22 protein-coding genes are annotated in these 25,096 nt (G+C 73.6%); 11 read left to right on the top strand and 11 right to left on the bottom strand.

The features are described 5' to 3' along the window. Positions 1-4: 4 nt before the first annotated feature. The 6 genes from AB0C16_RS10145 to AB0C16_RS10120 all read left to right on the top strand — a co-directional run bounded on the left by AB0C16_RS10145 (position 5) and on the right by AB0C16_RS10120 (position 4,727). Positions 5-595, top strand: a complete 591-nt coding sequence (locus tag AB0C16_RS10145; RefSeq protein WP_357680965.1) for a methyltransferase — start codon at positions 5-7, stop codon at positions 593-595. Then, entirely contained in the window at positions 592-1,131 is a 540-nt protein-coding gene (locus AB0C16_RS10140; RefSeq protein ID WP_357680963.1) for a TrmH family RNA methyltransferase, read from the top strand. Before AB0C16_RS10145 ends, AB0C16_RS10140 begins: the two co-directional genes overlap by 4 nt. Positions 1,132-1,166: 35 nt before the next feature. Next, complete coding sequence (locus AB0C16_RS10135) at positions 1,167-1,967, top strand: glycerophosphodiester phosphodiesterase family protein (protein ID WP_357680961.1); 801 nt, start codon at positions 1,167-1,169, stop codon at positions 1,965-1,967. A 15-nt stretch (positions 1,968-1,982) separates the two neighbouring features. Further along, positions 1,983-3,428, top strand: coding sequence for an MFS transporter (locus tag AB0C16_RS10130; protein ID WP_357680959.1), 1,446 nt, complete (start codon positions 1,983-1,985; stop codon positions 3,426-3,428). Positions 3,429-3,609: 181 nt separating this feature from the next. After that, positions 3,610-4,209, top strand: a complete 600-nt coding sequence (locus AB0C16_RS10125) for a hypothetical protein (RefSeq protein WP_357680957.1) — start codon at positions 3,610-3,612, stop codon at positions 4,207-4,209. 173 nt (positions 4,210-4,382) lie between these two features. Continuing rightward, positions 4,383-4,727 (top strand): RNA polymerase-binding protein RbpA, encoded by a 345-nt coding sequence (locus AB0C16_RS10120; protein ID WP_357680955.1) that lies wholly within the window; start codon positions 4,383-4,385, stop codon positions 4,725-4,727. Positions 4,728-4,779: 52 nt separating this feature from the next. On the opposite strand, the gene AB0C16_RS10115 is transcribed toward AB0C16_RS10120, so the two are convergent. The 10 genes from AB0C16_RS10115 to AB0C16_RS10070 all read right to left on the bottom strand — a co-directional run bounded on the left by AB0C16_RS10115 (position 4,780) and on the right by AB0C16_RS10070 (position 17,914). Further along, the gene (locus AB0C16_RS10115) at positions 4,780-5,331 is read right to left on the bottom strand and encodes an FxsA family protein (RefSeq protein ID WP_357680953.1); all 552 of its coding nucleotides are present in this window, start codon (positions 5,329-5,331) and stop codon (positions 4,780-4,782) included. A 68-nt stretch (positions 5,332-5,399) separates the two neighbouring features. Then, on the bottom strand, positions 5,400-6,143 hold the full coding sequence (locus AB0C16_RS10110; RefSeq protein WP_357680951.1) for a polyprenol monophosphomannose synthase: 744 nt from the start codon (positions 6,141-6,143) through the stop codon (positions 5,400-5,402). Between the two features lie 2 nt (positions 6,144-6,145). Then, positions 6,146-7,762: an apolipoprotein N-acyltransferase gene (lnt, locus tag AB0C16_RS10105; protein ID WP_357680949.1), complete on the bottom strand. Its 1,617-nt coding sequence runs from the start codon at positions 7,760-7,762 to the stop codon at positions 6,146-6,148. Between the two features lie 672 nt (positions 7,763-8,434). Beyond that, positions 8,435-10,720, bottom strand: a complete 2,286-nt coding sequence (locus AB0C16_RS10100; RefSeq protein ID WP_357680947.1) for an ATP-binding domain-containing protein — start codon at positions 10,718-10,720, stop codon at positions 8,435-8,437. Beyond that, complete coding sequence (locus tag AB0C16_RS10095) at positions 10,717-11,496, bottom strand: LacI family DNA-binding transcriptional regulator (protein WP_357680945.1); 780 nt, start codon at positions 11,494-11,496, stop codon at positions 10,717-10,719. Before AB0C16_RS10095 ends, AB0C16_RS10100 begins: the two co-directional genes overlap by 4 nt. Further along, on the bottom strand, positions 11,493-12,818 hold the full coding sequence (locus AB0C16_RS10090) for a glycoside hydrolase family 3 C-terminal domain-containing protein (protein WP_357680943.1): 1,326 nt from the start codon (positions 12,816-12,818) through the stop codon (positions 11,493-11,495). The genes AB0C16_RS10095 and AB0C16_RS10090 overlap by 4 nt, the downstream gene beginning before the upstream one ends. Positions 12,819-12,866: 48 nt before the next feature. Beyond that, positions 12,867-13,343 carry a winged helix-turn-helix transcriptional regulator gene (locus AB0C16_RS10085; protein WP_357680941.1) on the bottom strand — a complete coding sequence of 159 codons (477 nt, stop codon included), beginning with the start codon at positions 13,341-13,343 and terminating at the stop codon, positions 12,867-12,869. Between the two features lie 23 nt (positions 13,344-13,366). Further along, positions 13,367-13,963, bottom strand: coding sequence for an ATP/GTP-binding protein (locus AB0C16_RS10080; RefSeq protein ID WP_357680939.1), 597 nt, complete (start codon positions 13,961-13,963; stop codon positions 13,367-13,369). Between the two features lie 358 nt (positions 13,964-14,321). After that, complete coding sequence (locus AB0C16_RS10075) at positions 14,322-15,173, bottom strand: terpene synthase family protein (RefSeq protein ID WP_357680937.1); 852 nt, start codon at positions 15,171-15,173, stop codon at positions 14,322-14,324. A 122-nt stretch (positions 15,174-15,295) separates the two neighbouring features. Continuing rightward, on the bottom strand, positions 15,296-17,914 hold the full coding sequence (locus AB0C16_RS10070; RefSeq protein ID WP_357680935.1) for a CHAT domain-containing tetratricopeptide repeat protein: 2,619 nt from the start codon (positions 17,912-17,914) through the stop codon (positions 15,296-15,298). 122 nt (positions 17,915-18,036) lie between these two features. Between AB0C16_RS10070 and AB0C16_RS10065 the strand changes: the two genes are divergently transcribed. From AB0C16_RS10065 to AB0C16_RS10055, 3 genes are all read left to right on the top strand, one after another. Then, positions 18,037-19,392: a S8/S53 family peptidase gene (locus tag AB0C16_RS10065; RefSeq protein WP_357680933.1), complete on the top strand. Its 1,356-nt coding sequence runs from the start codon at positions 18,037-18,039 to the stop codon at positions 19,390-19,392. Positions 19,393-19,466: 74 nt separating this feature from the next. Then, positions 19,467-20,048: a sigma-70 family RNA polymerase sigma factor gene (locus tag AB0C16_RS10060; RefSeq protein ID WP_357680931.1), complete on the top strand. Its 582-nt coding sequence runs from the start codon at positions 19,467-19,469 to the stop codon at positions 20,046-20,048. Between the two features lie 5 nt (positions 20,049-20,053). Next, entirely contained in the window at positions 20,054-20,494 is a 441-nt protein-coding gene (locus AB0C16_RS10055; RefSeq protein WP_357680929.1) for a hypothetical protein, read from the top strand. Positions 20,495-20,720: 226 nt separating this feature from the next. Here the strand turns inward: AB0C16_RS10055 and AB0C16_RS10050 are convergent, their stop codons facing one another. Beyond that, the gene (locus AB0C16_RS10050; protein WP_357680927.1) at positions 20,721-23,516 is read right to left on the bottom strand and encodes an AAA family ATPase; all 2,796 of its coding nucleotides are present in this window, start codon (positions 23,514-23,516) and stop codon (positions 20,721-20,723) included. A 340-nt stretch (positions 23,517-23,856) separates the two neighbouring features. On the opposite strand from AB0C16_RS10050, the gene AB0C16_RS10045 reads away from it, so the two are divergent. Beyond that, positions 23,857-24,216 (top strand): hypothetical protein, encoded by a 360-nt coding sequence (locus AB0C16_RS10045; protein ID WP_357680925.1) that lies wholly within the window; start codon positions 23,857-23,859, stop codon positions 24,214-24,216. A 59-nt stretch (positions 24,217-24,275) separates the two neighbouring features. Then, positions 24,276-25,091, top strand: coding sequence for a hypothetical protein (locus tag AB0C16_RS10040; RefSeq protein WP_357680923.1), 816 nt, complete (start codon positions 24,276-24,278; stop codon positions 25,089-25,091). Positions 25,092-25,096: the final 5 nt, after the last annotated feature.

The raw sequence follows: 25,096 nt of genomic DNA, 5'->3' as shown, positions 1-25,096 counted from the left end.
GCCCGTGGCCCACTACTTCTCCGAGCAGCCGGGGGCGCCGAGCCGGCCGGGCGTCGTCGACCTGGTGCTGCCCGACCTGCACCTGCGCCTGGAGACCGACCGGGGCGTGTTCAGCCCCGAGCGGATCGACCTCGGCACCCGCATCCTGCTGGAGACGGTCCCGCCGCCGCCGCGTGAGGGCGACCTGCTCGATCTCGGGTGCGGCTACGGGCCGATCGCGCTGACCATGGCCTCACGCGCGCCCGAGGCGACCGTGTGGGCCGTCGATGTGAACCGGCGTAGCGTGGAGCTCACGGAGCGCAACGCCCGGGCCGCGGGCCTTGACAAAGTAAGATCGGTGCACGTCGACGACGTGCCCGACGACGTGACGTTCAACGCCATCTGGTCCAACCCGGCCATCCGCATCGGCAAGCCCGCCCTGCACGAGATGCTCACCAGGTGGCTGACGCGGCTGGCGCCCGGCGGCGTCGCCTACCTGGTCGTCCAGAAACACCTCGGCTCCGACTCCCTGCAGCGCTGGCTCGGCGAGCAGGGCTGGCAGGCCTCCCGCGAGGCCTCCCGGGCCGCCTACCGTATTTTGAGAGTGGAACGATGAGACGGCAGCTGCGCCCCACCGACGTCAAGCGGCTCAACCGCACCTGGCGGCGGCAGACCGGCAACCGGCTGGCCCTGATCCTGGAGTCGGTGACCGGCCCGTTCAACGTGGGCTCGATCTTCCGCAGCGCCGCCGCGTTCGGCGTCGACCAGATCTGGCTGGCCGGCAACGCCACCCCGCCGACCAACCCCAAGGCGGGCAAGACCGCGCTCGGCACCGAGCGGCTGGTCACCTGGCACGAGGCGATGCCCGCCGCCGACGCGGTCAAGGCCGCCAGAGACGACGGCTACACCGTGCTGGCCATCGAGCTGACCTCCGAGGCGGTGCCGCTGCACCGGGCCGACCTCGGCCGCGACGTGTGCCTGGTGGTCGGCAGCGAAGACCACGGTTGCTCGCCGGCCCTGCTCGACGCGGTCGACGGGGTCTGCTACATCCCCCAGGTGGGGCGGGTCGGCTCGTTCAACGTCTCGGTGGCCGCCGCGATCGCGCTGGCCGAGGCACGCCGCCAGGAATGGCAGAATCTCGCCGATTCGTAACCGTATCGTTCATCCACGGAAGGCATACTCAGGACGTGCTGAGCCGCCGCTTCGCGTTTCTCGACCATCCGGGCCCGCTGGCCTTCGCCCATCGCGGGGGATCCGCCGAGGGCGCCGAAAACTCCGCCGAGGCCTTCGAGCGGGCCGTGCGGCTGGGCTACACCTACCTCGAGACCGACGCCCACGCCACCTCCGACGGCGTGCTGCTCGCCTTCCACGACCACACGCTCGACCGGGTCACCGACCGGCGCGGCCGCGTCTCCGAGCTGCCCTACCGCGCCGTCAAGCAGGCCCGCATCGGCGGCGTCCACGAGATCCCGCTGCTCGAAGACCTCCTCGGCACCTGGCCGGAGCACCGCTTCAACATCGACGTCAAGGAGGCCGGCGCGATCGCCCCGCTGGCCGACGCGATCAGGCGCACCAACGCCTACGAGCGCGTCTGCCTGACCTCGTTCTCCGAGGAGCGGCTGCTGCTCGCCAGGGCCGCGGTCGGCCGGGAGGTCTGCTCCGCGCTCGGCCCGCGCGGCGTCGCCACGCTCCGCGCCGCCGCCTCCACCTCCGGCTACGGCCGGCTGCTCGCCCGCCTGTCGCGCGCCGGCATCCCGTGCGCGCAGGTGCCGGTGGGCTTTCGCGGGCTGCGGGTCACCACCCGCAACCTGATCCGCACGGCCCACGCCATCGGCATGCAGGTGCACGTCTGGACCATCAACGACGCCACCCGCATGGAACACCTGCTCGACCTCGGCGTCGACGGCATCATGACCGACAACGTCACCGGCCTGCGCGACGTCCTCGATCGTCGCGGGCTGTGGCATCCCGGCCACCTGGCCGCCTAGGAGCGACTGGACGACATGCCCCTGCCCGCACCCCCCGCGGTCCCTGACGACCCCGCTCACGACTCCCCCGCCGCCCGCAGGCGCGAGCAGCGCGCCTGGTACTTCTACGACTGGGCCAACTCCGCCTTCTACACCACGATCGTCTCGGTCTTCCTCGGCCCCTACCTGATCGCGGTCGCCAAGACCTCCGCGTGCGCCACCGACTTCCCCTCGGTCGCCGCCGCCACGTGTTCCGGCGGCTTCGACGAACTGGTCGCCGCCAACCCGGGGCTCGGCTACGTCGACGTGCTCGGCGCCGACATCCGGCCCGCCGCGTTCTTCGGGCTCACGCTGACCGTGGCGGTGTTCCTGCAGATCGTCTTCCTGCCGATCGTCGGCGCGCTGGCCGACCACACCGGCCGCAAGCGCGAGCTGCTCGGCGGGTTCGCCTACGTCGGCGCGCTGGCCACGCTCGGGCTGTTCTTCGTCGAGGGCGAGCGCTACCTGCTGGGCGGGGTGCTGTTCGTGGTGGCCAACCTGGCCTACGGCTCGTCCGTCGTGGTCTACGACTCGTTCCTGCCGCAGATCTCCACGCCCGACGAGCGCGACGGGGTCTCCTCGCGCGGGTGGGCGATCGGCTACCTGGGCGGCGGCCTGCTGCTGGCCATCAACCTGGCGCTCTACCTGCAGCACGAGAGCCTGGGCCTGTCCGAGGGCATGGCGGTGCGGATCTGCATGATGTCGGCCGGGCTGTGGTGGGCGACGTTCACCCTGATCCCGCTGCTGAGGCTGCGCAACCGGCCGGTCCCGCCGCACGAGACCACCGCGCTGCGCTCGGTCGGCGGCAGCTTCCGCCAGCTCGGCCGCACCCTGAGGGAGCTGCGGCGCTACCCGCTGACGCTGCTGTTCCTGGTGGCCTACCTGGTCTACAACGACGGCATCCAGACCGTCATCGGCAACAGCGCGGCCTTCGCCTCCGAAGCGCTCAAGCTGGACAGGACCGTGCAGATCAGCGCGATCCTGATGGTGCAGTTCGTGGCGTTCTTCGGCGCGCTGCTGCTGGGCCTGCTGGCCCGCCGCTTCGGCACCAAGCGCACCGTGCTCGGCAGCCTGCTCGTGTGGACGGTGATCGTGGTCAGCGCGCTGTTCGTCCAGGAGGGCGAGCCGACCCAGTTCTACCTGCTGGCGCTGGCGATCGCCATCGTGCTGGGCGGCACCCAGGCGCTGTCGCGCTCGCTGTTCTCGCAGGTGATCCCGAAGGGCAGGGAGGCCGAATACTTCAGCCTGCTGCAGATCAGCGACAAGGGGTCGGCCTTCATCGGCGCGCTGACGGTGACGATCGCGCTGCAGCTGACCAACAGCTACCGGATCGCCATCGTCTCCATGATCATCTTCTTCATCCTCGGGTTCGTGCTGCTGGCCATGGTCAACCTGCCCAAGGCGATCCGCGCCGCGGGCAACGAGGTGCCCGAGCGCATCTGACCGCCGCGAAAGGGCCGGGCGCGCGCCGTCGCGCCCGGCCCTTTCGCGCGCCCTCCCCCGGCCGTCTCACGGCTCCAAAGCGTCTCAGGGCTCCGAAGAGAGAGCACCGCTCTTGACATCGGCGCTCCACAGCGAGAGCATTGCTCACATACAAGAGCAACGCCCTCTCACTTGGAGCGCCATGAACCCCCGTCTCACCTCCCTGGCCCTCGCGGCCGGTGGTGTGCTCTTTCTCGTCTACCCGGCCGTGCGCCCCTCCGGCGACGACGCGGTCGCCATGGCCTCCACCGGCTGGATCACCGGCCATCTGGCCGCCATGATCGGCTTCATCCTGCTCGCCCTCGGCCTGCTGGGCCTGCACGGGCTGCTGGGCGACCGGCTGTCACTGCGGGCGGCCGTGGTCACCTGGATCGGCGCGGGGCTGACGCTGCCCTTCTACGGCGCGGAGGACTTCGGGCTCAGCGTCATCGCCCGGCGGTCCCTGCGCGACAACGCCCCCGCGCTGATGGAGCTGGCCGAGGAGTTCCGCTACGGGCCGGTGGCCATGCCCATGTTCGCCGTCGGGCTCGTGCTGCTCGGCGTCGGCACGGTCATGGCCGCCGTCGCGGTCAGGCGCTCCGGCAGGCTGCCCGCGTGGAGCGCGGCGCCGCTCGCGCTCGGTTTCGTGCTGTTCGTCCCGCAGTTCTTCGGGCCGTATCCGCTGCGGATCGCGCACGGCGCGCTGATCGCCGCCGGCGGTCTGTGGCTGGCCTACGAGGTGTGGCGCTCGCGCGCCGCCTGAATCCGCCGCCACTCGCGGCCCGCCGACCAGGGCGCCGGGGCTTCCGGGTCAACTCCTGAGGGCCGAAGCGATTGGATCACGCCGCGGGTGGGAATCCCATCACGGTACCAAGCGTTAGACACCGTGGGAGACAGACCCCCCACGCATGGGGGCCCTGTAGGAGGCATTTAGACATGGGCGAGCGCGCACTTCGTGGCACCCGGCTCGGGGCAACCAGCTACGAGAACGACCGTAACACGGATCTGGCCCCACGCCAGGAGGTGCCCTACACCTGTCCTAAGGGCCATCGTTTCGAGGTTCCGCTTGCCGCCGAGGCCGAGATTCCCTCGACCTGGGAGTGCCGGATGTGCGGCGCCACCGCCGTACGCGTCGACGGCGAGCAACCGGAGTCGAAGAAGACCAAGCCCCCGCGGACACACTGGGACATGCTCCTGGAGCGGAGGTCCATCGAGGACCTGGAAGAGGTGCTCAACGAGAGGCTGGCCGTCCTGAGGGCCCAGCGTCGCAAGAGCGCCTGACACATCTCACGGTGCGAAACCCCCGGGCTGCCGCCCGGGGGTTTCGCTGTGCTCACCGGGGGTCGCCGGACCCGTGATCCGACCGGATCGCCGCCGGCCCCGGGGCGCGCTCCTCGCGCCCGGGCTCACGGTCGTCGCGGATCACCTCACCGTGCACCACCCGGCCGCCCTGCGGCCCGTGATGGGGCACGCCGCCAGGCGACGCGAACAGATGGGTGTACGGCGAGGCGGCCGCCATCCGCTTGACCCGGCGGTCGAAGAACCAGCCGCCCAGGCGGCGCATCATCGGCCGGGTGAACGGCAGCACGCACGCCAGCCCGACGACGTCGCTGAGGAAGCCCGGCACCAGCAGCAGCACGCCGCCCGCCAGGATGAGGCCGCCCTCGGCCAGCTCCCGATCGGGCATCCGGCCGGTCTGCAACGCCTCCTGCAACACCCGCCACGCCCGGCGCCCCTCGCGGCGCACCAGCCACGCGCCCAGCATGCCGACGGCGATCAGCACCGCCACGGTCGTCCAGCCGCCGATGACCGAGCCGACCTGGAGCAGCAGCCAGATCTCGATCACCGGGACGGCCAGGAAGGCCAGCAAGAGCAGCAGCCGCATCGTTTCCCTCGATTCCGCACACCCGCGTACAGCAGGAACAACGCCCGGCGGCGCCGAAGCGTTCCGGATCAGCCGCGGCTGCCGCGGAACCTGCCGGGCAGGCCGGTGACACCCCACACGAAGATCCGCCAGAACGCCTCGGCCATGATGCGCCCGTTCATCTTGCTGGTGCCGACCGTGCGCTCCACGAACGTGATCGGCACCTCCACCACCCGCAGCCCGTGCTGGGAGGTGCGCAGGGTGAGGTCGACCTGGAAGCAGTAGCCCTGCGACTGGACGTCGGCCAGCCCCACCTTCTCCAGCGTCGCCGCGCGGTAGGCGCGAAAACCCGCGGTCGCGTCGCGCACCGGCAGGCCGAGCATGATCCGCGTGTAGATGTTGGCGCCCCTGGACAGCAGCTCGCGCGAGGCCGGCCAGTTGACCACCTTGCCGCCGGGCACCCAGCGCGACCCGATCGCCAGGTCGGCCCCCTCGTCCAGCGCCCGCAGCAGGCCGGGCAGCTCCTCGGGCTGGTGGGAGCCGTCGGCGTCCATCTCCACCAGCACGGTGTAGCCCTCGTCCAGGCCCCACCGGAAGCCGGCGATGTAGGCGGCGCCCAGCCCCTGCTTGGCCGGCCGGTGCAGGACGTGGACGTGGTCGTCGGCGGCCGCCAGCTCGTCGGCGACCTCACCGGTGCCGTCGGGGCTGGCGTCGTCGGCCACCAGCAGGTGGGCCTCCGGCAGCGCGGCCCGCACCCGCTCGGTGATCATTGGCAGGTTGTCACGCTCGTTGTAGGTCGGGACGATGACGAGCACCCGGCCGAGAGTCTCCATGATCAGTCATTCCTCATCGGGTCGTCCTGCCGCCTGCCTCTCCACGCGGCACCGGCGGCCACCGCTCCCATCAGCGCCAGGGCCCACTCGGGCAGCGCGCCCACCCTGGTCGCGAGGGTCGCCTGGGTGCGCACGGGCACCTTCACCACGTTCATGTCCGCGACGAGCTCACGGGTCTGCCAGGAGACCTTACCGTCAGGCGTGACGTAGGCGGAGATGCCCGTGGTGGCGGCCGTCACGACCGCCCTGTTGTGCTCGACCGCGCGCAGCTTGGACATGGCCAGCTGCTGCGGCGGCAGGTTGGACTCGGCGTAGGTGGCGTTGTTGGTCTGCACCACCAGCGGTGTGGCGCCGGTGCGGACCGTCTCGCGCACGGTGCCGTCGTAGGCCACCTCGTAGCAGTTGACGGCGCCGATCGTCACGGGCCCCATCTTCAGGTCGCCGGGCCTGGTGCCCGCCACGGACTGCCTGCCGACCAGGTTGGCCCGCTCCCACAGCGCCAGCACGATCTCCTTGAACGGGGTGTATTCGCCGAACGGCACCAGGTGCTGCTTGTCGTAGTAGGCGCCGGGCCCGGTCACCGGGTCCCACACCAGGCTGCGGGTGGCGCGGTGCTCGTCGCCGACGGCCACGACGGCGCCGACCAGCGTGGGCACGCCGACGTCCTTGACGGACTCGTCGATGATCGCCCGGGCGCCGGCGTCACGGTAGGGGTCGATGTCGGTCGAGTTCTCCGGTAGCACGACGAGGTCGGGCTTGGGCAGCTTTCCGTCTCGTACGGCCTGCGCCAGCCTCCTGGTCTCGCCGGCGTGGTTTCGCAGGACGACGGCCGGCTCGTCACCCAGCACGTACATGCCGCGGCCGGGCACGTTGCCCTGCACGATGCCGATGTTGACCGTGCGGCCCTCGTCGCCCGGCCTGGGCACGGCCAGCCCCAGCACCGGCACGGCCATCGCGAGCGCGAGCGCGACCAGCGGCCCGCGCGGCCCCGCCGCCCGCCGCGGGGGCGCGCTCGCCAGCAGGGCGCCGCACAGGACGACGGCGAACGACACCAGCGGCGCGCCGCCCAGCGCGGCGAAACCGGTGAACGGCGACTCGCCCTGGCTGAAGGCCACCCGCGCCCAGGGGAAACCGCCGATGGGCACCAGGCCGCGGGCCCACTCCATGGCCACCCAGAGCCCGCCGAACCACACCGGCCACAGCCGCAGGCGGAACACCAGCGCGGCGAGCGCGGCCAGCGCCGCGTAGAACAGGCTCTCGACGCCCACCAGCATGAGCCAGACGTCGTCGCCGATCGTCCGCACCCAGGCGAGGGCGGGCAGCAGGAACACGACGGCGGCCAGATAGCCGAGCCAGGCGGCGCGGCGCGGGCGGGCGCCGCGGAGGGCGGCGACGATCAGCGCGACGCCGAGCGGCGCGGACGCCCACCAGTCAAGCGGCGGGAAGGCCAGGAACAACGCCAGCCCGCCGGCCGCCGCGGCGGCCGCGCGCGCGGCCACCCGCCTGCCGGACTCCGCCGGGCGCCGCCCGTCGGGCTCGGGGACCTCAGGCGCGACCGGGGCGGCCGGGGCGTGCGCGGGCCGGCCGTCGTTCGGCGGTAGGCCTGTCTTGTCCTGCACCACTCCGGCTTCTCCTCGCGCATCGCGTGCCTGCTAGCCGAAACGGTACCGCCCCTCGGCGGGCGTTCGGTCGTCTCGGCGCGACTAGATCGGAAATGGGGACCCCAGGCGTTCACAGGAGTCTCTGACGGCCTCGCGGTCACCGGGCCACACCGGGCTCGGGCCGGGCCGTCCCCGTGGCCTGAGGGCCGTCTGAGGCCGCTGTGAGGAAAGCCGCTCCCGGCAGGGGACGGATCGCGGGCGGGGTGGGCGGCGACTGGGTGATCCCGCGGTAGACGAGGCCGTGGGACCACCCGGCGCTTGATGGCGATCCTGCGCACGAGAGCGGGAAGAGGGCCCGGAAACCCTTCGGACCGGACCCGTCTCGTCGGCGGCGAGCGCGGAATTCCGTTGTCTACTGGGCTCCCGGGCCCGTCCCGGGTCCAACCCCCCGCCCGGCTGGGGTGCCCCGACTCGACGGACCGACGGCCCTGCACCTGGCTGTGTGGACGGAGTCACGCTCCGTCACGGACGCAGGATCCGACGATGTCAGAGACGGCCAACCGGCCAAGTCCCGTGCTGGACTGCGCAGCAAACTACCGACTCCACCTCAGATGTCAACCGTGTCCCGATCAGCAGAAACATCAAGTTTTCGCAGGTAGGACATGCTGGGGCCGCCTCGGCCAAAGCCGGTTATAGCCCATTAGTCGGTGCCTGCCCGCGCCTTGGCAAGCCGTGCAGCGCCTCCCCCGGCGGCTGGTCGTGCACGATGCCGAGCCGCTGGGTGGCCCGGGTCAGCGCGACGTACAGGTCGCTGTGGCCGCGTGGCGACTGGGCCGCGATGAGGGCGGGCTCGGCGACGATCACCGAGTCGAACTCCAGCCCCTTCGCGTCGGCGACCCCCATCACCGCGACGGGGGCGTCGAGCGCCGCCGCCCCCCTTCCCCGGCCGGCCCCGGGGGCGATCACCTCGGCGCCCGCCACGGCCGCGCGGACCGTCTCGCCGACCGGGCCCAGCAGCTCGTCGGGCACCACGACCGCGATCTTGCCGCCCTCGCCCACCTCGGCCTTGACCAGCTCGGGCAGCGCGGACATGGGCGCCGACCAGGGCTCCGCGCCGGTCTCGCGGACCGAGGCGGGCGCCTCCAGCGACGGGTCGATGGTGGCGAGCACGCGGGCGGCGACGGCCATCAGCTCCACCGGCGTGCGATAGTTGACGGTCAGCCGCTCCTGCCGCCAGCGCCCGGCCACGTAGGGGTCGAGCACCTGCTTCCAGGAGCGCGCGCCCGCCGCCGAGCCGGTCTGCGCGATGTCGCCGACGATCGTCATCGACCGGGTGGGCACCCGCCGCATGACGGCGCGCCAGGCCATCGGCGACAGCTCCTGCGCCTCGTCCACGATGACGTGGCCGTAGGCCCAGGAGCGGTCGGCCGCGGCCCGCTCGGCGGTCGTCAGGTAGGGGCCCTCGCCGCGCTGGCGCTCGGCCAGCCGTTCGGCCTCCATGACGTCGGACAGGCCGGTCAGCTCCAGGACCTCGCGGGCGTAGGCGATCTCCGCCTCGCGCTCACGCTCCTCCGACTGCCTGGCGGCGGCCAGCTCCTCCTCGGCCTGCAGCGCGGTGGCGCGCAGCACCTGCTCGTCGATCTCGCCGAGCAGCTCGGCGGCCTCGTCGAGCAGCGGCACGTCGGACTCGGTCCACTCGCCGCCGTGGGCCGCCCGGTCACGGCGCAGCAGGGCGCGTTCGGCCTGGGTCAGGGCGGAGGCGGCGTAGCCGAGCCGCTCGGGCGAGCCGTACAGGCCGAGCAGCAGGCGCTGCGGGGTGAGGTAGGGCCACAGGCGGTTGAGGGCGGTCTTGACGACGGGCTCGGTGCGCAGCTCCTCGCGCAGGTCGGCCAGCTCCTCGTCGTCGACGAGGCCCTTGCCGAGCTGCTTGGCGGCCTGCCGCGCCAGGGCGTTGAGCAGGGATCGGACGAACACCGCGCGGGCCTGGTTGTGCGGGCGGCGCGTGCGGACGGCCTTGTTGCGGGCCGATTCGAGCATGTTGCGGTCGATGGTGAGGGTGTGGCGGCCGAGGTCGAGCTCGACGGGCCGGCGCGGCACCCGCTGCCGGTCGCGCACGGCCCGGGCGAGCACCTCGGCCATCCGCGGGTCGCCCTTGAGCGCGGCTACCTCGGGCCGGTCGCGGGCGGTCGCGGTCACGCCGGGATAGAGCTCGCCGACCGTGGACAGCAGCACGTCGGTCTCGCCGAGGGAGGGCAGCACCTGCTCGATGTAGCGCAGGAACATCGGGTTGGGGCCGAGGATGAGCACGCCGCGGCGCTCCAGGCGCTGCCTGTGGGTGTAGAGGAGGTAGGCGGCGCGGTGCAGGGCCACGACGGTCTTGCCGGTGCCGGGGCCGCCCTGGACGACGAGGACCCCGTTGAGGTCGGCGCGGATGACGCGGTCCTGCTCGGCCTGGATGGTGGCGACGATGTCGCGCATCCGGCCGGTGCGGCGCTCGTCGAGCGCGGCCAGCAGCGCTGCCTCGCCGTTGAGCGTGGCGCGGTCGTCGTCGGTCAGCGCGTCGAGGTCGAGCAGGTCGTCCTCGACGCCGATGACCGCCCGGCCCTTGGTCTGCAGGTGGCGGCGCCGGGTGACGCCCATCGGCGCGGCCGGGGTGGCGCGGTAGAACGGCTGCGCGACGGGCGCGCGCCAGTCGATGAGCAGGCGGTCCTGCTCGTCGTCGGTGAGGCCGAGCTTGCCGATGTAGAGCCGGCCCTCGTCGGCGTGGTCGAGGCGGCCGAAGACCAGGCCCCGCTCCACCGCCCACAGCCGGGCCAGCCGGGAGGCGTACATCTCGGCGAAGGTGTCGCGTTCGGACCGGTTCTGCATCGTGCCGACGGCGCCGGTGGCCAGCACGTCCTTGAGGCTGCGCTGGGTCCGGTCGCGCAGCACGTCGAGGCGGTCGTAGAGGCGCGTGACGTACTCCTGCTCCCTCACGAGCTCTGTTTGACGCGTTGACGCCAGACCATTATTGTTATTAATGGGACTCTCCGGGCCATTCTGTTTGTTGTTACGACAAACGACGACATTAGCATGCCCGTCGAGTCACACACATCCTCCCGCCTGTTCCCCTCGCTCCGACACCCCGCCACGTCGTCGGGGCAGATGGCCACCACCGCGATGTCCTCCGGCACCCGCCGGCCGAGCTCGCGCAGGCAGCTCAGGACGTGCTTGACCGCCGCCTCGTTGTGCACCACCAGGCCGGACAGCCCCGGTCGGGCCTCCAGCAGCCCCGTCACGCTCGCGCGCACCTCCTCGAAGGTCTCCTCGCAGGGCAGCGCCATGCCGTCGAGCCCGTGCCGCTCCAGCGCCGCGGTGAAGCCCTCCAGAGTACGCCGGGCGAAGCCGGTGCCCCGCTCGTAGACCACCGACGGCGCGCCGAGCAGGGCCACCTCGCGATGGCCGCGCTCGGCCAGGTGCGCCACGCACAGCGCCCCCGCTGCCGCGAAGTCGAGGTCGACGCAGGTCTTCAGCACCGGCACGTGCATCCCGGCGCGCAGCGGCAGGACCAGCGCGATCACGTTGGCCCTTTTGCTGGCCAGGACCCTGGCGCCGGCGTTGGGGTGGTAGCCGAGTGCCCGGACGCTGTCGAGGACCCGCCGCCGGGTGTCCGCGGAGATCGCCCGCTTCCCGCTGAGCACGTAGGAGACCGTGCTCACCGCCACGCCCGCGTGCCTGGCCACCTCCGCGATCGTGACGGTCCGGCCGGTCATGCTCCGGCCACGTTGAGCGTGCTGAGGGTGATGCCCTCGTTCTCGAACACGACATGAAGATCGTGCACGCCCGTCGCTTCCGCAAGCTCGGCGGTGACGCGGGCCGGGGCGTAACGGCCGGTCGGCGGGATGGGCAGGGCGCCGAGCGCGGGGCCGTGCAGCGGGTCGCCGAGCCGCAGGGTCACGACGCCGCCCTCGGTGCTCTCGGCCTCGATCACGCCCGAGGCCGCGCCGGCGAACTCCACGTCCCCGAACAGGATCCACGCCCCCTCGGCCTCGGACCGCACGGCGTCGCCGGACACGCGGCCGGCGTCGACGAAGGCGACCGCGTCGTAGGCGTCGTGGTCCACCGCGCGCAGCGGGCCCCGCCGGGGCGGGATGGACTCGCCACCGGCCGGGCCGCCGATCTGGAAGGGCGCGCTCAGCCGCAGGTCGGTCGCGCTGCGGCCGGCCATGAGCCGGTGCGGCGCCGCCTCCACGACGAACCGGCCGCGGGTGACGTCCCAGAAGGCCAGGTCCGCCACGGGGAAGGAGAGGGTGACCGTCCGGCTCTCGCCGGGGGCCAGCCGGACCCGCTCGAAACCGCGCAGGCGGCGCAGCGGCTGCTTGACCCGGGAGCGGCGCTGGTGGGTGTAGAACTGGACGACCTCCGTGCCGGGGCGGGAGCCGGTGTTGGTGACCGTGACCGTGGCGGCGCCCCCGTCGCCGGCCACCGAGACGGCCAGCGAGGTGTAGTCGAAGGTGGCGTAGCTGAGGCCGTGGCCGAAGGGGAAGAGCGGGACTCCCCGGTAGTAGAGGTAGGTGGCGTCGGCCGCGACGATGTCGTAGTCGAGCAGGTCGGGCAGCTCGCCGGCCGAGCGATACCAGGTCTGGGTGAGCCGGCCCTCGGGGTCGGCGTCGCCGAGCAGCACCTCGGCCAGCGCGTGGCCGTATTCCTGGCCGCCGTGCGACGACCACAGCACGGCCGGCACGTCGTGGTCCGGCCAGCTCACCGGGTAGCCGCTGCTGATCACCATCACCGTGCGGGGGTTGGCCGCCCGCGCCGCCCGCACGACCGCGTCCTGGGCGGGGGCGAGGGCGAGGTCGGTGCGGTCCTCGGTCTCCCGGCCGTTGACCAGCGGGTGGTCTCCGACGACCACGACGGCCACGTCGGCGGTGGCCGCCAGCCGGGCCGCCGCCTCGGCGCCGCTCTCGACGACGTCCACCGTCAGCCAGGTGGCGGCGTCGGCGTCGTCGACGAGCCTGAAGAGCGTGTTCCCGTGGCCGGCTAGGGGCTCCGCTGTGACGGCGGGCACCGCTTCGAGGTGATCCAGTACGTTCACCGAGCCACGACCAAGACCCCCAGCCGGTGCGGGCCGTGACGTGCGCGGTCAGGGACCGTCCTGGCCGGCCACCCCGCCCTCGCCGGCCACGTCGGCGGCCCGGTGCTCGTAGGGGGTGCTCAGCACCACGGTGGTGCGGGTCGAGACGTTGGCCGAGGCGCGGATCTGCTGGAGCAGGTCCTCCAGCGCCACCGGTGAGGCGACGCGCACCTTGAGGATGTAGCTCTCGTCGCCCGCCACGCTGTGGCACGCCTCGATCGCGCGCAGGTGGGCCAGCCGATCGGGGGCGTCGTCGGGCGCGGCGGGGTCGATCGGCTTGATCGACACGAACGCGGTGAGCGGCAGTCCGACCGCGTCGTGGTCGACGATCGCGGCATAGCCCCGGATGACTCCGCGCTTCTCCAGGCGGCGCACCCGCTGGTGCACGGCCGAGACCGAGAGCCCGGTCTCCCTGGCCAGATCGGTGAAGCTCATCCGGCCGTCTCTGGCCAGCAGCGTCACGATCCGGCGGTCGATCTCCTCCATCGGTCAAAAGTAGCGGGTCTTGGTCACGACGCGGTTCCGACCGGGGTGACGCCCCTGCGCATGGCATGTTCCACGAGCGTGATGAGCACTTCCTTGCCGGAGTCGCGCCGGCGGGCGTCGCAGCGCACGATCGGGATGTCGGGCTCCAGTTCGAGGGCCCGCCGCACCTCGCCGACCGTGAAGGGGGTGGCGCCGTCGAAGCAGTTGAGCGCCACCACGAACGGCGTCTCGCGGCGCTCGAAGTAGTCGACGGCGGGGAAGCAGTCGGCCAGGCGGCGGGTGTCGGCGAGCACCACCGCGCCGAGGGCGCCCATCGTCAGGTCGTCCCAGACGAACCAGAACCGCTCCTGACCGGGCGTGCCGAACAGGTAGAGCATGTAGTCGCCGCGGATCGTGATGCGCCCGAAGTCCATGGCCACGGTCGTGGTGGGCTTGGCCTCGACGCCCGACAGGTCGTCGACGTACGTGCCGATATGGGTGAGGGTTTCTTCGGTGCGCAGCGGCCGGGTCTCGGAGACGGCGCCGACCATGGTGGTCTTGCCCGCGCCGAACCCGCCCGCGATCAGGATCTTGATCGCGGTGGGCAGCCTCCAGCGAAGATCAGAGCGACCGAAGTCCATCGAGCACCGCCTGTACATCCCTTCGCGGCAAGGCGTCGACCATGCGCGCGTGCACGAATCCGCCCTGAGGAGCCCTAGTCAGGGAAACCTGTCAAGGCGCAGGAACAGGTTGATCTACCTGCCTGACCTTGAGACACCATAGCAACGCCACAAATTCCACTCAAGCCGCAACACAGCCCAAGATTCAATATGTCGTAGTTTGTCGCCTCTGGTCTCCTTATTCGCATGCCTCCCACCGCAGCGTCAAGGAGGTTGTCAGGACCGCCGGCCGCCCGGCCGACGCCCGATGCCGCGGGCCCGGGACGATGCCGCGGGCCCGGGCTGCCGTTAACGCGTGGTGCGTCAACCCGAGAGGCCGTCAACCCGAGATGCCGTTGTAACCCGCGTGGAAGCCGATCTGCCGCCGCAGGTAGGCGGCCGCTCGCGGGCTGCGCTCCCGCAGCGGCCCGATCAGCTCGGCGGACTCGCGTTCCAGCCGGGCCATCGCGTCGGTCACCTCCGTGCGGTCGACGCCGAGCATGAGCACGTTGAGGTCGCCCCACGAGACGTCCCTGCGGTAGGAGGCGAGGTCACCGAGGAGATGCAGGTAGCGCTGCACGTGCGCGCTGACCGGGCGCAGCTCCGCCAGATGCCGCCTGGCCCAGTCGTCGCCCGCGTAGATCCAGTGCGACAGGTCCACGAAGCACGATCCGCGGCTGTCGGCGTTGTCCAGATAGCGCTCCAGCGAGGGCACCTGCCGGGTGTCGCGCCACACCCAGGCCCGGGTCATCGCGGCCAGCATGACGGCCAGCTGGTCGCGCCAGAGCCCGTGCAGGTCCTCGAACTCCTTGACCCTGTCCAGCTCGTCGCGCAGGTCGGCCAGGAACCGGGTGACCGCAGCCCTGGGCACCGCCCCGTCGGCGACGGCCAGGCACTCGCGGACCAGCGCGTTGACCTGGCCGCGCCTGGTGAAGGTGTGGTCGATCAGCCGGTCGACCGCCAGCACCCAGATCGCGGTCCTGTTGGCCACCTTGAGCCCCTCGGCGCTGGTCCACGGCGAGGTGAACGCCCCGGCCAGGGACATCCCGGTGTAGAAGTCGGCGTCGAAGGCCGCCGCCGGGAACAACCCGGTGTACATCTGGGCACATCGCCGCAGATCTCTGCCGCATTCGGCGGCCAGCGCACAGGTCTTACCGAGCTCGAACGCTACGTCCAGCTCGTCGTCCGGCATCCTAGAGCCGCTCGATCGGCACGCGGATCATGGGCGACGACCCCCAATATCCGGTAAGTATCGCTTTGTATCCGAAGTCTCACATGATCACCCACATCCGATCAAGGCGCTGGACGGCCTCATCACCCTGCTCCGATGGCTACAAAGGAAACATCATCTCCACGGGCGGCGGCGAGCGCCTCGGCCAGGGTGAGCCCCCGCCTCAGCCCGTCGTGCAGCCCCACCATCACCGGCACCGCGGCCTCGTCGTTCACCGGCACCACGCTCGCCACGATGCCGGCCGTGCCCAGCCGGAGCAGGGCGGTGGCGAGCCCGAGCACCTCGTCGGCCCCGACGGCGGCCATCTGCCCGGAGTCGCAGCTCGACAGCACCAGCCGGTGGGGCGCGCGGCCCAGGCCCTCGAAGTCGTGGGCGGTCAGCGGGCCGTCGTCCACCAGCAGCGAGGAGAACAGCGGGCTGTCGGCCCGGAACGTCCCGTGCGCCGCCAGGTGGGCCAGCCGGCAGCCGTCGACGGCCGACAGCACGTTCCGGGCCGTCGCCGAACCGCCGGCCAGCACCGTGGCCTCGCCGTACAGGGCGGCGATGGCGCGCACCTCGCTGTCGGCGCCGGCCATGCCGGGACCGCGCACCAGCACGACGGCACCGTCCTCGGGCGGGACGGCCCGCCGCGCGCGCAGCCAGGCGGCGGCGGAGGGCGCCACGCTGAACACCCGGTGGCGCAGGGACGACAGCAGCGGCCAGGGCGCGCCGTGCAGGATGCCGGGCGGCACGATGACGAGCGGGCCGTCGCCCAGCCGCGCGGCCACCGGCCCCAGGACGCTCGCGTCCAGCCGGCGGCCCAGCTCACCGCACTCCCCCCGGTCCGGCTCGCGCCGGTAGGCCAGGCGACGCAGCCTCGACCGGGCGAACTCGATCTCGGCGACGGCCGCGGCCACGGGCCCCACCTCGAACCTGCGCACCCGGCCCCCGCCGCACAGCAGCGCGAACAGAACGCCGTCCACCACGACCAGCTCCACGAGCCGCGCCCCGGGGCGGGGGTCGTCGCCGAGCGCCGCCAGGATCCGCCCGGCGCCCGGCGCGCCCTCCTCCCGGCCGTACGGCCCGCGCACGCGCAACGCGAGCTCCCGGACCTGCGACTCCAGCCGTTCCCGGTCGCGTTCGAGGGTGGCCGCCGACGCCGCGCCGTCGGAGCGCGCCCGGTCGAGCAGGTGGTCGGTCTCGCGCAGCGCGGCCAGCCGGGCGAACAGCTCGGGGTCTTCGGGCGGCCGCACGGCGGGCACGGACAGCGCGGTCAGCGCGGTCGCGCGCCACCGCTCGGTCCAGGCGAGCAGCTCGCGGGCCCCGCCGGAGCGCGCCCAGTGGCGCTGCGCGAGCTCGGCCAGCTCCGCTCCCTGCGCGGTGGCCCGGGCCCGCAGCTCGGCGGAGCCGAACGTGAGCCGGTGCTCCTCGATCAGCGCCAGCCCCGCCCGGCAGGCGTGCAGCAGGCGTCGCGGCCGTCCCGCCGCCTGCGCGCGCAGCGCCTCCGCGAGCCAGCCGGCCGCCCTCGACGCGGCCGGGCCGCGGTGCCGAGCCTCGGCGGCGACGCCCAGATGGTGGTCGGCCGCGCGCCGGTTGCCCAGCTCCAGCGCGGTGCGGCCGGCGAGCAGGTGGGCCTGCCACACCTCGGGCGAGCCGAGCTCGGCCAGCCGCGCGGCCAGCCGGCGGGCGGCGGCCAGCAGCCGCGCCGACGCCCCGTCCTCGGCCAGTGCGGCCTGGACCAGGATGAGCCGGGCGTGCTCGGCCCACCAGGCGCGCCGCTGCCCGCCGAACAACCGCCTGGCCTCGTCCGCGCGCCGCCGGGCGGTGCCGGGATCACCGGCGAGCAGCGCGGCCCGCGCGGCGATGAGCAGCAGCTCGGCCCGCATCGTGGGCTGGCCGTGTAGCCGCGCCAGGTGCAGCAGCGCGCGGTCGGCCTGCTCCAGCGCGTCCCTGGCCAGCCCGGCGGCCAGCAGGACGGCGCACCGGTCGGCGGCCAGGTCGAACATCGGCGTGCCGAGCTCGCGAAAGCGCCGGTCGGCCTCGTCCAGCAGCTCCAGCGCGGCGGGCAGGTCGCCCGACCGGAAGGCGACGACGCCGCGGTTCTGCACCGCGACGACCGAGTCGTGCTCCTGGTCGGTGGTGGCGAACATGCCCTGCGCGGTGCCGAAGTCGGCGTCCGCGAGCCGTACCGAGCCCAGAGCCAGGTGGACGTGACCGCGCAGGGTGAGCGCGCGGGCCGCCCACACGATGTCGCGCGCCCGCGTCAGCGCGGGCACGGCGAGCCGCAGGTCGTCGAGCGCGTCGCGGTGCCGGCCGAGGATCCACCGGGCGCCCGCACGCCGGAACAGCACCCGGGCGCGCGTGGTGCCGCCGGACGTCGCGGCGGCCTCGTCGAGCGCCGACAGCCCTTGCCGGGTCCGGCCGCGCTGGAGCAGCGCGATGCCGAGCGTGGCCAGCACGTCGGCCTCGCGGTCGGGCGAGCCCGCCCGCCGCGCCAGCCGGACCGCCTGCCGCAGCTCGCCGATCGCGGCGTCCAGGTCGCCGAACTCGCGGTGCAGGATGCCCAGCGCCTGCCGCGCGATCGACGACTCGTACGGCCCGCTCCCGCCGGCCAGCATCGCCCGGGCGGCGCGCAACGCCTCCTGAGGCCGCGCGAACACCATGGCCAGCACGTCGTGCGGATCGCCCGGAATCCGGGAATCCCTCGCCATTCCCCCAGGCACGGACCGATCGTAGAGGGGAGGCGCGCCCGCGTCCACGCGCCGCCTGTATCAGGCGGGCACCACCTTGCTCATACAGGCAGGACCAGCACGCTCCCCCACATCCACCAAGGAGGACGAATCAGATGACCACACCGGACACCCGCCCGGACCCCCGGTTCTGGAAGCAGCTGGAGCTGGTGAACGAGGCCCTGCCGGAGGGTGCGAGCGCCGCGGCCGGCCCCGAGGGCGCCGGGCCCGGCTCCGCGGTCGCGCCGCGCTTCGCCTACCTCGCCGGGCACATCCTGGTCCGGGCGCCCGACGTGTCCCGTGCCATCGAGATCGTCGAGCGCGCCGAGCCCGAGGAGGGAGACGTCCATGTCTCCTGGCCGTCGGTGGACGGCCAGGAGCGGGTCGCCACCCGCCGGCTCGCGCTCGGCCGCAGGAACGTCTTCCGCGCCCTGGAGGCGCTGGAGCGGGAGAAGGTCCACGCCACACTGGTGCACCTGGTGTCGGTCAGCGGGGTCAACCTGTGCCCGGGCGACGAGCCGGTGCCGGCCTCCGCGCCGGTGACCCCGCCGAGCGGCCCGCGCGCCCACGGCGCGAACGTCACCGTCACCGTCATGGACACCGGGCTGGTGCACGACTACCTGGCCCACGCGTGGCTGGACGCGAGCACCGGCACGCCGAACATCCCCATGGTGGACGGCGACGTCACCACGCCCGCCGAGGAGCTCGAACAGGACGGCACGATCAAGCCGTACACGGGCCACGGCACGTTCATCGCGGGCGTCGTGCGACGCGTGGCGCCGGCCACCGACGTCCGGGTCTACAACACCTTCCCGTACGCCGGGGCCGTGCCGGAGGACGAGCTGGGCCTGGCCATCCTGCAGACGCTCGACGCCCACGGCTGGCCGGACATCATCTCGCTGTCGGCCGGGGCCTCGACCGACCGCGCCCAGGCACTGCTCGGCCTGGCCGACTTCGTCACCGAACTGGTCGCCCACCCGGGCACGGTGCTGGTGGCCGCCGCGGGCAACGACGGCGTGACCGACCCGTTCTGGCCGGCGGCGCTCGCGGGCGAGCCGGTGAACACCGGCGGCGACGTGGTCGTGTCGGTCGGGGCGCTGCGCGAGGACGGGCAGGGCCGGGCCTGCTTCAGCAACCACGGCTCCTGGGTGAAGGTCTACGCGCCCGGCGAGCGGCTGGTCAACGCCTACACCTCGGGCGACTACCTGTACGACTATCCGGCGAGCACGGCCTGCCGCCACCACTCGCCCGCCCTCTATCCGGGCTGCACCTGCGTCGCGCCCTTCTCCGACGGCGACAAGGAGACGTTCACCGGCCTGGCCCGGTGGAGCGGCACGTCGTTCGCCACGCCGATCATCGCGGCCGTCATCGCGGCCCGCGTGTCGCAGGCCCAGGTGACCTCCCGGCAGGCGGCGAAGGATCTGGTGGACGGCTTGCTGGCCGTACCTGATCTGAGCGGCCTCGTGCAATGAGTCACCCATCCCCTGTTCTGGAGCGTCTCACGAAATATCATGAGCACTTCGCTCCAGAAGAGGGAAGGACCGCCGTGGACGACACCGGAGCCCTCGTCAGGGCAGCCGCGGGTGGCGACGCCGGAGCCTGGAAGGAGCTGTACCACCGTCACACCGGCCTGGTGTGGGCGGTGGCCCGCTCCTACCTGGCCAACAGCGCCGACGCCCAGGACGTCTGCCAGACGACGTGGTTCCGGCTCGCCGAGCACCTCACCCGGCTGAGAGAGCCCGAGAAGGTGGGCTCCTGGCTGGCCAGCACGGCCCGGCACGAGGCGCTGCGCGTCGTCCGCACCAGCGGCCGGTCCATGCCGGTGAGCGACGTCGCGCTGCTGGGGCTCGACATCGACGAGCGCAGCCCCGAGCGGCTGGTGCTGGAGGCCGAGGAGGCGGGCGACGAGCGGCGGCGCGCGCAGCAGTTGTGGGACGCCTTCCAGGAGCTGCCGGATCGCTGCCGGCGGCTGCTGCGGGTCCTCATCTCCTCCCCGCGGCCCTCCTACCAGGAGATCGCGGCGGGGCTGGACATCGCCGTGGGCAGCGTGGGCCCGATCAGGGCGCGCTGCCTCAGGAAGCTGGGCGACCTGGTCGCGCGGCGCGGAGTGACCGGGATTCCCAGGTGAGGGCCATGGATGACGACGGTTTCGAGCTGGAAGAAGAGCTGCGCGAGATCGCCTTGCTGCTGGATCCCGTGCCCGCCGAGCTGTTCGACGACGCCATGCAGGCGTTCACGCTCCGGACACTCGACGCCGAGCTGGCCGAGCTCACGTTCGACTCCTGGGACGAGCTGACCGCGACCCGGGTGCGGGGCGGCGACCGGCCCCGGCTGCTCACCTTCGAGGCCGAGGGCGTGGTCGTGGAGGTGGAGATCTCCGGCTCGCGGCTGGTGGGCCGGGTGCTGCGCGGCACGCCCGTCGAGATCGGGGTGCAGCGGCGCGACGGTGAGACCCGGGTGCGCTCCGACGAGCTGGGACGTTTCACCGCCGAGTCGCCGGGCACCGGGCCGCTGCGGCTGCGCGTCACCTCCGAGGAGGGCTCGACCGTGATCACGTCGTGGATCCGCGTCTAGGAGCCGGCCGGGCTCGCCGCGCGAGCCCGATGCGCGACGACGCCGCGCCGGTCCCCTCCTCCGGCGCGGCGTCAGCTCGCGGTGCGGCGTCCCGGCCGCGTCCCTTCCCCACGTCCTGGCCGCGTCCTGGCCGCGTCCTGGCCGCGTCCTACCCGCGTCCTACCCGCGTCCTGGCCGCGTCCTACCCGCGTCCTGGCCGTACGTGCCGGCCGTACGTGGCCCGTGGTCAAGAGGTGTCTCCCAGGGCGGCCAGCCGTGAGGCGAGCGCGACCCGGGATCCGATGCCGAGTTTCGTGTAGATCTTGCCGATGTGGTACTCGACGGTCTTGACGCTGATGAGCAGCTCACGGGCGATCTGCCGGTTGGTCCGGCCGTCGGCCACGAGCCTGGCCGTGCTGAACTCCTGAGGCGTCAGCCCCAGCCGTACGGTGCCCGACGGCTCCAGTCCGCAGGCCTCCAGCTCCTGCGCGCAGCCCGCCACGAGCGGGTCGGCGCCGAGCCGGGCGAAGATCTCCCGCGCGGCGCGCAACCGCTCGGCGGCGGCCCGCCGCCGGCCGGTACGGCGCAGCAGCCTGCCGAGGTCCAGCAGGACGCGCCCCTCCTCCAGCGGGTCGACGCCGTCCCCGGCGAGGGCGAGCGCGCGGTCGAAACTCTCCTCCGCCTCCGCTGGAGCGTTCCGCGCGGCCAGCAGCAGCCCCTGGAGCCTGACCCATTGCGCCCGCCCGGCGACGCCGGCGAGCCCGGCCAGCTCCCGCTCCGCCTCGTCCAGCCGGCCCTCGGCGACCAGCGCCGTGACCAGCCGCGGCCGCGGGTCGGGCACGAACGGGTCGCCGGTCGCCGCGGCCGCGTGGAGCGTCACCGCCGGCTCGCCCTCCCCTTCGAGCAGCGCCATCGCGACGTCCGCCTCCGCCTCCCCCATGGCGTGACGCATGTCGCGGGCGGCGGCGCGGGCGGCGCTCGCGTGGGCCAGCGCCCGCTCGTGCTCGCCCCGCGCGACGAGCGGCGCCACGCACACCACCTCCAGGCAGGGCAGCAGCCAGCGCTGGCCGAGCTCCCTCGCCTCGGCCAGCACCCGTTCCCCACGCGCCACCGCGTCCGCCCAGCGGCCGTCGCGGTATTCGGCGACGGCCAGCAGCGCGCCGGCCAGCAGCCGGTGGTGCGGCAGCCCGCCCCGCTCCGCCGCCGTGACGGCCCGGGCCAGCATGGCGGACGCGGCCCCCGCGTCGTCGCCGCGCAGGCACCGCACCGCCCCGGCGAGCAGCCCTCCGGCCGGCCCGCCCGGAACGGCCCCGGTCAACGCCAGCACGTCGTGCGGCATCCCGGCCGGGCCCTGGATGGGCTGCTCGATCGCCAGCCGGGCCCAGCGCGCCGCGGCCTCACGGTCTCCCCGGACCAGGTGCAGCCAGGCCAGTTGCTCGGCGGTGTCGGCGGCGAAGCCGGGCTCCCTGTCGCGCCACGCCTCGGCCAGTGACTCGGCCGCCTCGTCGAGGCGGCCCGCGGCCAGGGCCAGCCGCCCCAGCACGTAGCGGCGCTGCGGCCGCGGGTCGGCGTTGGGCGCCGCGGCCAGCTCGTCCGCGCGGACGACGTCGCCACCGAGCAGCGTGTGCTCCAGCACCGCGGTACGCAACTCGTCGCGGCTCGCGGCCGACTCCGACAGCCCGGCCGCCAGCTCCAGGTGGGCGGCCGCCTCCAGCCAGAGGCCGTGCTGTGCCTCCTTGGCCGCGAATCCCACCAGCTCCTCGGTCAGCGTCTCGTCGGGACCGTCGGCCGCCGCCGCCCGGTGCCGCAGCGCCGTCCCGGTGTCCTCGGCCACTCGCGCGGCGGCCAGGTGCAGGCGTGCGCGGGCCCCCGCGCCGAGCATCCCGTACGCGGCCGCGCGGGCGAGCGGGTCCCGGAACGCGACCGTCCGGCCGGGCCGCTCCTCCAGCACCCCGGCGTCCACGGCGCCTTCGAGCGCGTCCAGCACCTCGACCCGCGCAGCGCCTCCTCCGGCCTCCGGGGACACCGCAGGTCCGGGGGCGGCCACCGGCCAGGTCGCCACGGCGTTCGCGGCCCCCGTCACCGGCCAAGCCGCGACGCCTGGGGCGGATGCCGGCTCCGGGGCGCCCGCCGGAGCCACCCCGACCTCGGCCGGAGGCGTCTCGGCCTCGGGCGTGGGAAGCGGGGTGTCCAGTGCGGCGGCGACCGCGGCGGCGACATGGAGGTCGCACGTGTCGCCGAGCACGGCGCAGGCGGCGACCAGCGCCCTGGTGCGGGCGTCGCGGGCGCGCAGGCCGCGGGCGAAGGGGCGGGCGTAGGTGCCGGGGGCGGGCAGCCGCACGCCCGGATCCGCCAGTTGCCGCGCCGTGTGGGTGGCGAGCAGGGCGCGGGCGTGCAGCGGGTTGCCCGAGGTGTGCTCGCGCAGCCGCGCGGCGGCCCGGTCCGTCAGCGGCCCGGCTTCCGGTTCCCTCCCGCCGGCCGGTACCTGGCCTGCCAGTCGGGCCAGGTCCGCGGCGGGGAGGCCGGTGAGGGTGAGGCGGAGGGTCCCGTCGCCGGTCAGGAGCCGCCGGAGCCCCTCCGGCAGCCACTCGTCCGCGACGTCCCGGCACGCGACCAGGACGAGCACGCGGCCCACGCGCAGCCGGCGCAGCGCGAAGGCGAGGGCCCGCAGGGAGGGCCGGTCTGCCCACTGGGCGTCGTCCACCACCACGACCAGGGGCTCGGCGGCCTGGAGCCGTTCGAACTCGTCGAACACGGCCTGGCCGGCGCTCCACGGGTCGTCCCCCGCGACCTCCCCCAGCAGCTGCCGCACGACGCCGAAGCGGAGCTGCCGCTCGCCCTCGTCCCCGCTCGCGGCGAGCACGCGAGCCGCTGCCTCCCCGAGTTCCCCGTCGCCCGCGGCCTGCGTGAGCGCCTGGCGCAGCAGCGCCGTCTTGCCGATCCCCTCGGGCCCCTCGATCGCGATCGTCCGCGCGAGACCGTCCCCGGCGGCGCGCAGTTCCCCCCGCAACAGGGCCAGCTCCGCCGCCCTTCCGACGAACATCCCCTCTCCCTCCGTCGCCCTCGACTTCCCAGAGCACGGATGGAGGGATTTGATACACCTCGCCGACCAGATGCCGACCAGATGCCGACCAGATGCGCGGCCGGGCGCCGGGGGCCCGGCCGCCGAGGGCGGCCCTCGCGACGTCCTCGGCGATCAGGAGACCGGGCCTCCGGCCGGTTCGGCGCCGGAGGCGTGTCCCGTGAGGGTAGACCGCCGGAGCGGGCGCGGCCTCAGGGCCCGCATCGGTGATATCCCTAGTCGTCGTAGACCGTCCGGGTTTGTAGGCATCTGCCACGTCGATCTACGGCAGAATGCGAGTGACCGCTAGCTGTGAGGGCTCATGCCGCGCGACTACTACGCCACCGTCGCCCAGGTCCTGCCGGTGCTGCTGCTGGCCATGCTGTGGGAGTCGCGCTTCCTCGAAGGGCTGGCCGACCGGCCGCGCGTGCCGCGCAGGCTGGATCCGGTGCACGGCGTGAGGTTCTGGACCCGGTCGCGGGTGCGCGTCTACTCGCTGTCGGTGGCCACGATCGTGATGCTCGACGTGGGCCTGTGCCTGCTCGTGCTCGGCGGCCTGGTGCCCGACTCGGTCGTCGTCCGCGTCCTGGTCGCGGCTGGGCTGGTGCTGGTGCTGGCGACGCTGCTGACCCGCATCTGGATCGACGTCATCAGGGCCACCGACGGCCGGACGCCCGAGTAGACCCGTCCGAATGGTCATGAGCGGTTGAATTGCGAACGAATTTGGGGATCTATGAACATGTGCTCCCATATATCGTCGGAGTCCACGGGGTCCGCAACTACTCGTACTTCCGCCGCGCGGGGTCCGCGGCCGAGGCCGCGGCGGCGGCCGGCCGCGACTGGACGTGCTGGCTGGGCGGTGTGCCGGTCACCGTCGGCTACTACGCCCACCACCTGCGGCGGGGCGCCCGGCAGGGCGCCGACGACGTCGACACGCTCGACGACTTCGCCGCCGGCCTGCTGATCGACTGGGTGGACCGGCTGCGCCCCGCGCCGCAGACCGCGCAGGGCGACCGTACGGCCAGGGTCCGCGCCGCGGCCGACTGGCTCACCCGCAGGTACGGCACGGCGACCCGCGCGTTCGCCACCGCGTTCGTCCGCGAGGTCGGCGTCTACCTGAGGAATCCCGCCGGGAAGAGGCGGCTGGCGGCCAGGGGCGCGGTGGGCGAGGCCGTCGCCGCGGGCTCCGGGCGCGAGCGCGTCGTCGTGGTGGCCCACTCGCTGGGCAGCGTGGTGGCCTACGAGGCGCTGTGGGCCGCCCCCGAGCTGCGCGTGGACCTGCTCGTCACCCTGGGGAGCCCGCTCGGCATGCCCGGCGTGGTGTTCGACCGGCTGGATCCGAGGCCGGACGGCCGGGGCGCGCGGCCCCCGGGGGTGCGGCGCTGGGTCAACCTGTCCGACGTGGGCGACCTGGTGGCGGTGCCGCGGTCGGGCCTCGGCGGCGGCTTCGACGGCGTGGACGCCGAGGCGACCGACCTGCGGATCGCCGGCTGGGACTTCCACACGGTACGAAGCTACTTACGCTGCCCCGATGTCGTCCGGCACCTCGGCCTGTAGGCGGC

The sequence above is a fragment of the Nonomuraea sp. NPDC048916 genome (assembly GCF_040649575.1).
GTDB lineage: Bacteria > Actinomycetota > Actinomycetes > Streptosporangiales > Streptosporangiaceae > Nonomuraea.
The sequence above is the reverse complement of the archived record's forward strand: the minus strand, read 5'-3'. Positions and strand labels throughout refer to the sequence as shown.

What these genes read in the sequence shown, in the direction of transcription:
- AB0C16_RS10080 (WP_357680939.1), bottom strand. Translation starts at nt 13,963, where the DNA reads ATGGACTTCGGTCGCTCTGATCTTCGCTGGAGGCTGCCCACCGCGATC.
- AB0C16_RS10045 (WP_357680925.1), top strand. Translation starts at nt 23,857, where the DNA reads ATGCCGCGCGACTACTACGCCACCGTCGCCCAGGTCCTGCCGGTGCTG.
- AB0C16_RS10140 (WP_357680963.1), top strand. Translation starts at nt 592, where the DNA reads ATGAGACGGCAGCTGCGCCCCACCGACGTCAAGCGGCTCAACCGCACC.
- AB0C16_RS10110 (WP_357680951.1), bottom strand. Translation starts at nt 6,143, where the DNA reads ATGGAGACTCTCGGCCGGGTGCTCGTCATCGTCCCGACCTACAACGAG.
- AB0C16_RS10095 (WP_357680945.1), bottom strand. Translation starts at nt 11,496, where the DNA reads ATGACCGGCCGGACCGTCACGATCGCGGAGGTGGCCAGGCACGCGGGC.
- AB0C16_RS10120 (WP_357680955.1), top strand. Translation starts at nt 4,383, where the DNA reads ATGGGCGAGCGCGCACTTCGTGGCACCCGGCTCGGGGCAACCAGCTAC.
- AB0C16_RS10050 (WP_357680927.1), bottom strand. Translation starts at nt 23,516, where the DNA reads ATGTTCGTCGGAAGGGCGGCGGAGCTGGCCCTGTTGCGGGGGGAACTG.
- AB0C16_RS10075 (WP_357680937.1), bottom strand. Translation starts at nt 15,173, where the DNA reads ATGCCGGACGACGAGCTGGACGTAGCGTTCGAGCTCGGTAAGACCTGT.
- AB0C16_RS10125 (WP_357680957.1), top strand. Translation starts at nt 3,610, where the DNA reads ATGAACCCCCGTCTCACCTCCCTGGCCCTCGCGGCCGGTGGTGTGCTC.
- AB0C16_RS10130 (WP_357680959.1), top strand. Translation starts at nt 1,983, where the DNA reads ATGCCCCTGCCCGCACCCCCCGCGGTCCCTGACGACCCCGCTCACGAC.
- AB0C16_RS10085 (WP_357680941.1), bottom strand. Translation starts at nt 13,343, where the DNA reads ATGGAGGAGATCGACCGCCGGATCGTGACGCTGCTGGCCAGAGACGGC.
- AB0C16_RS10055 (WP_357680929.1), top strand. Translation starts at nt 20,054, where the DNA reads ATGGATGACGACGGTTTCGAGCTGGAAGAAGAGCTGCGCGAGATCGCC.
- AB0C16_RS10115 (WP_357680953.1), bottom strand. Translation starts at nt 5,331, where the DNA reads ATGCGGCTGCTGCTCTTGCTGGCCTTCCTGGCCGTCCCGGTGATCGAG.
- AB0C16_RS10065 (WP_357680933.1), top strand. Translation starts at nt 18,037, where the DNA reads ATGACCACACCGGACACCCGCCCGGACCCCCGGTTCTGGAAGCAGCTG.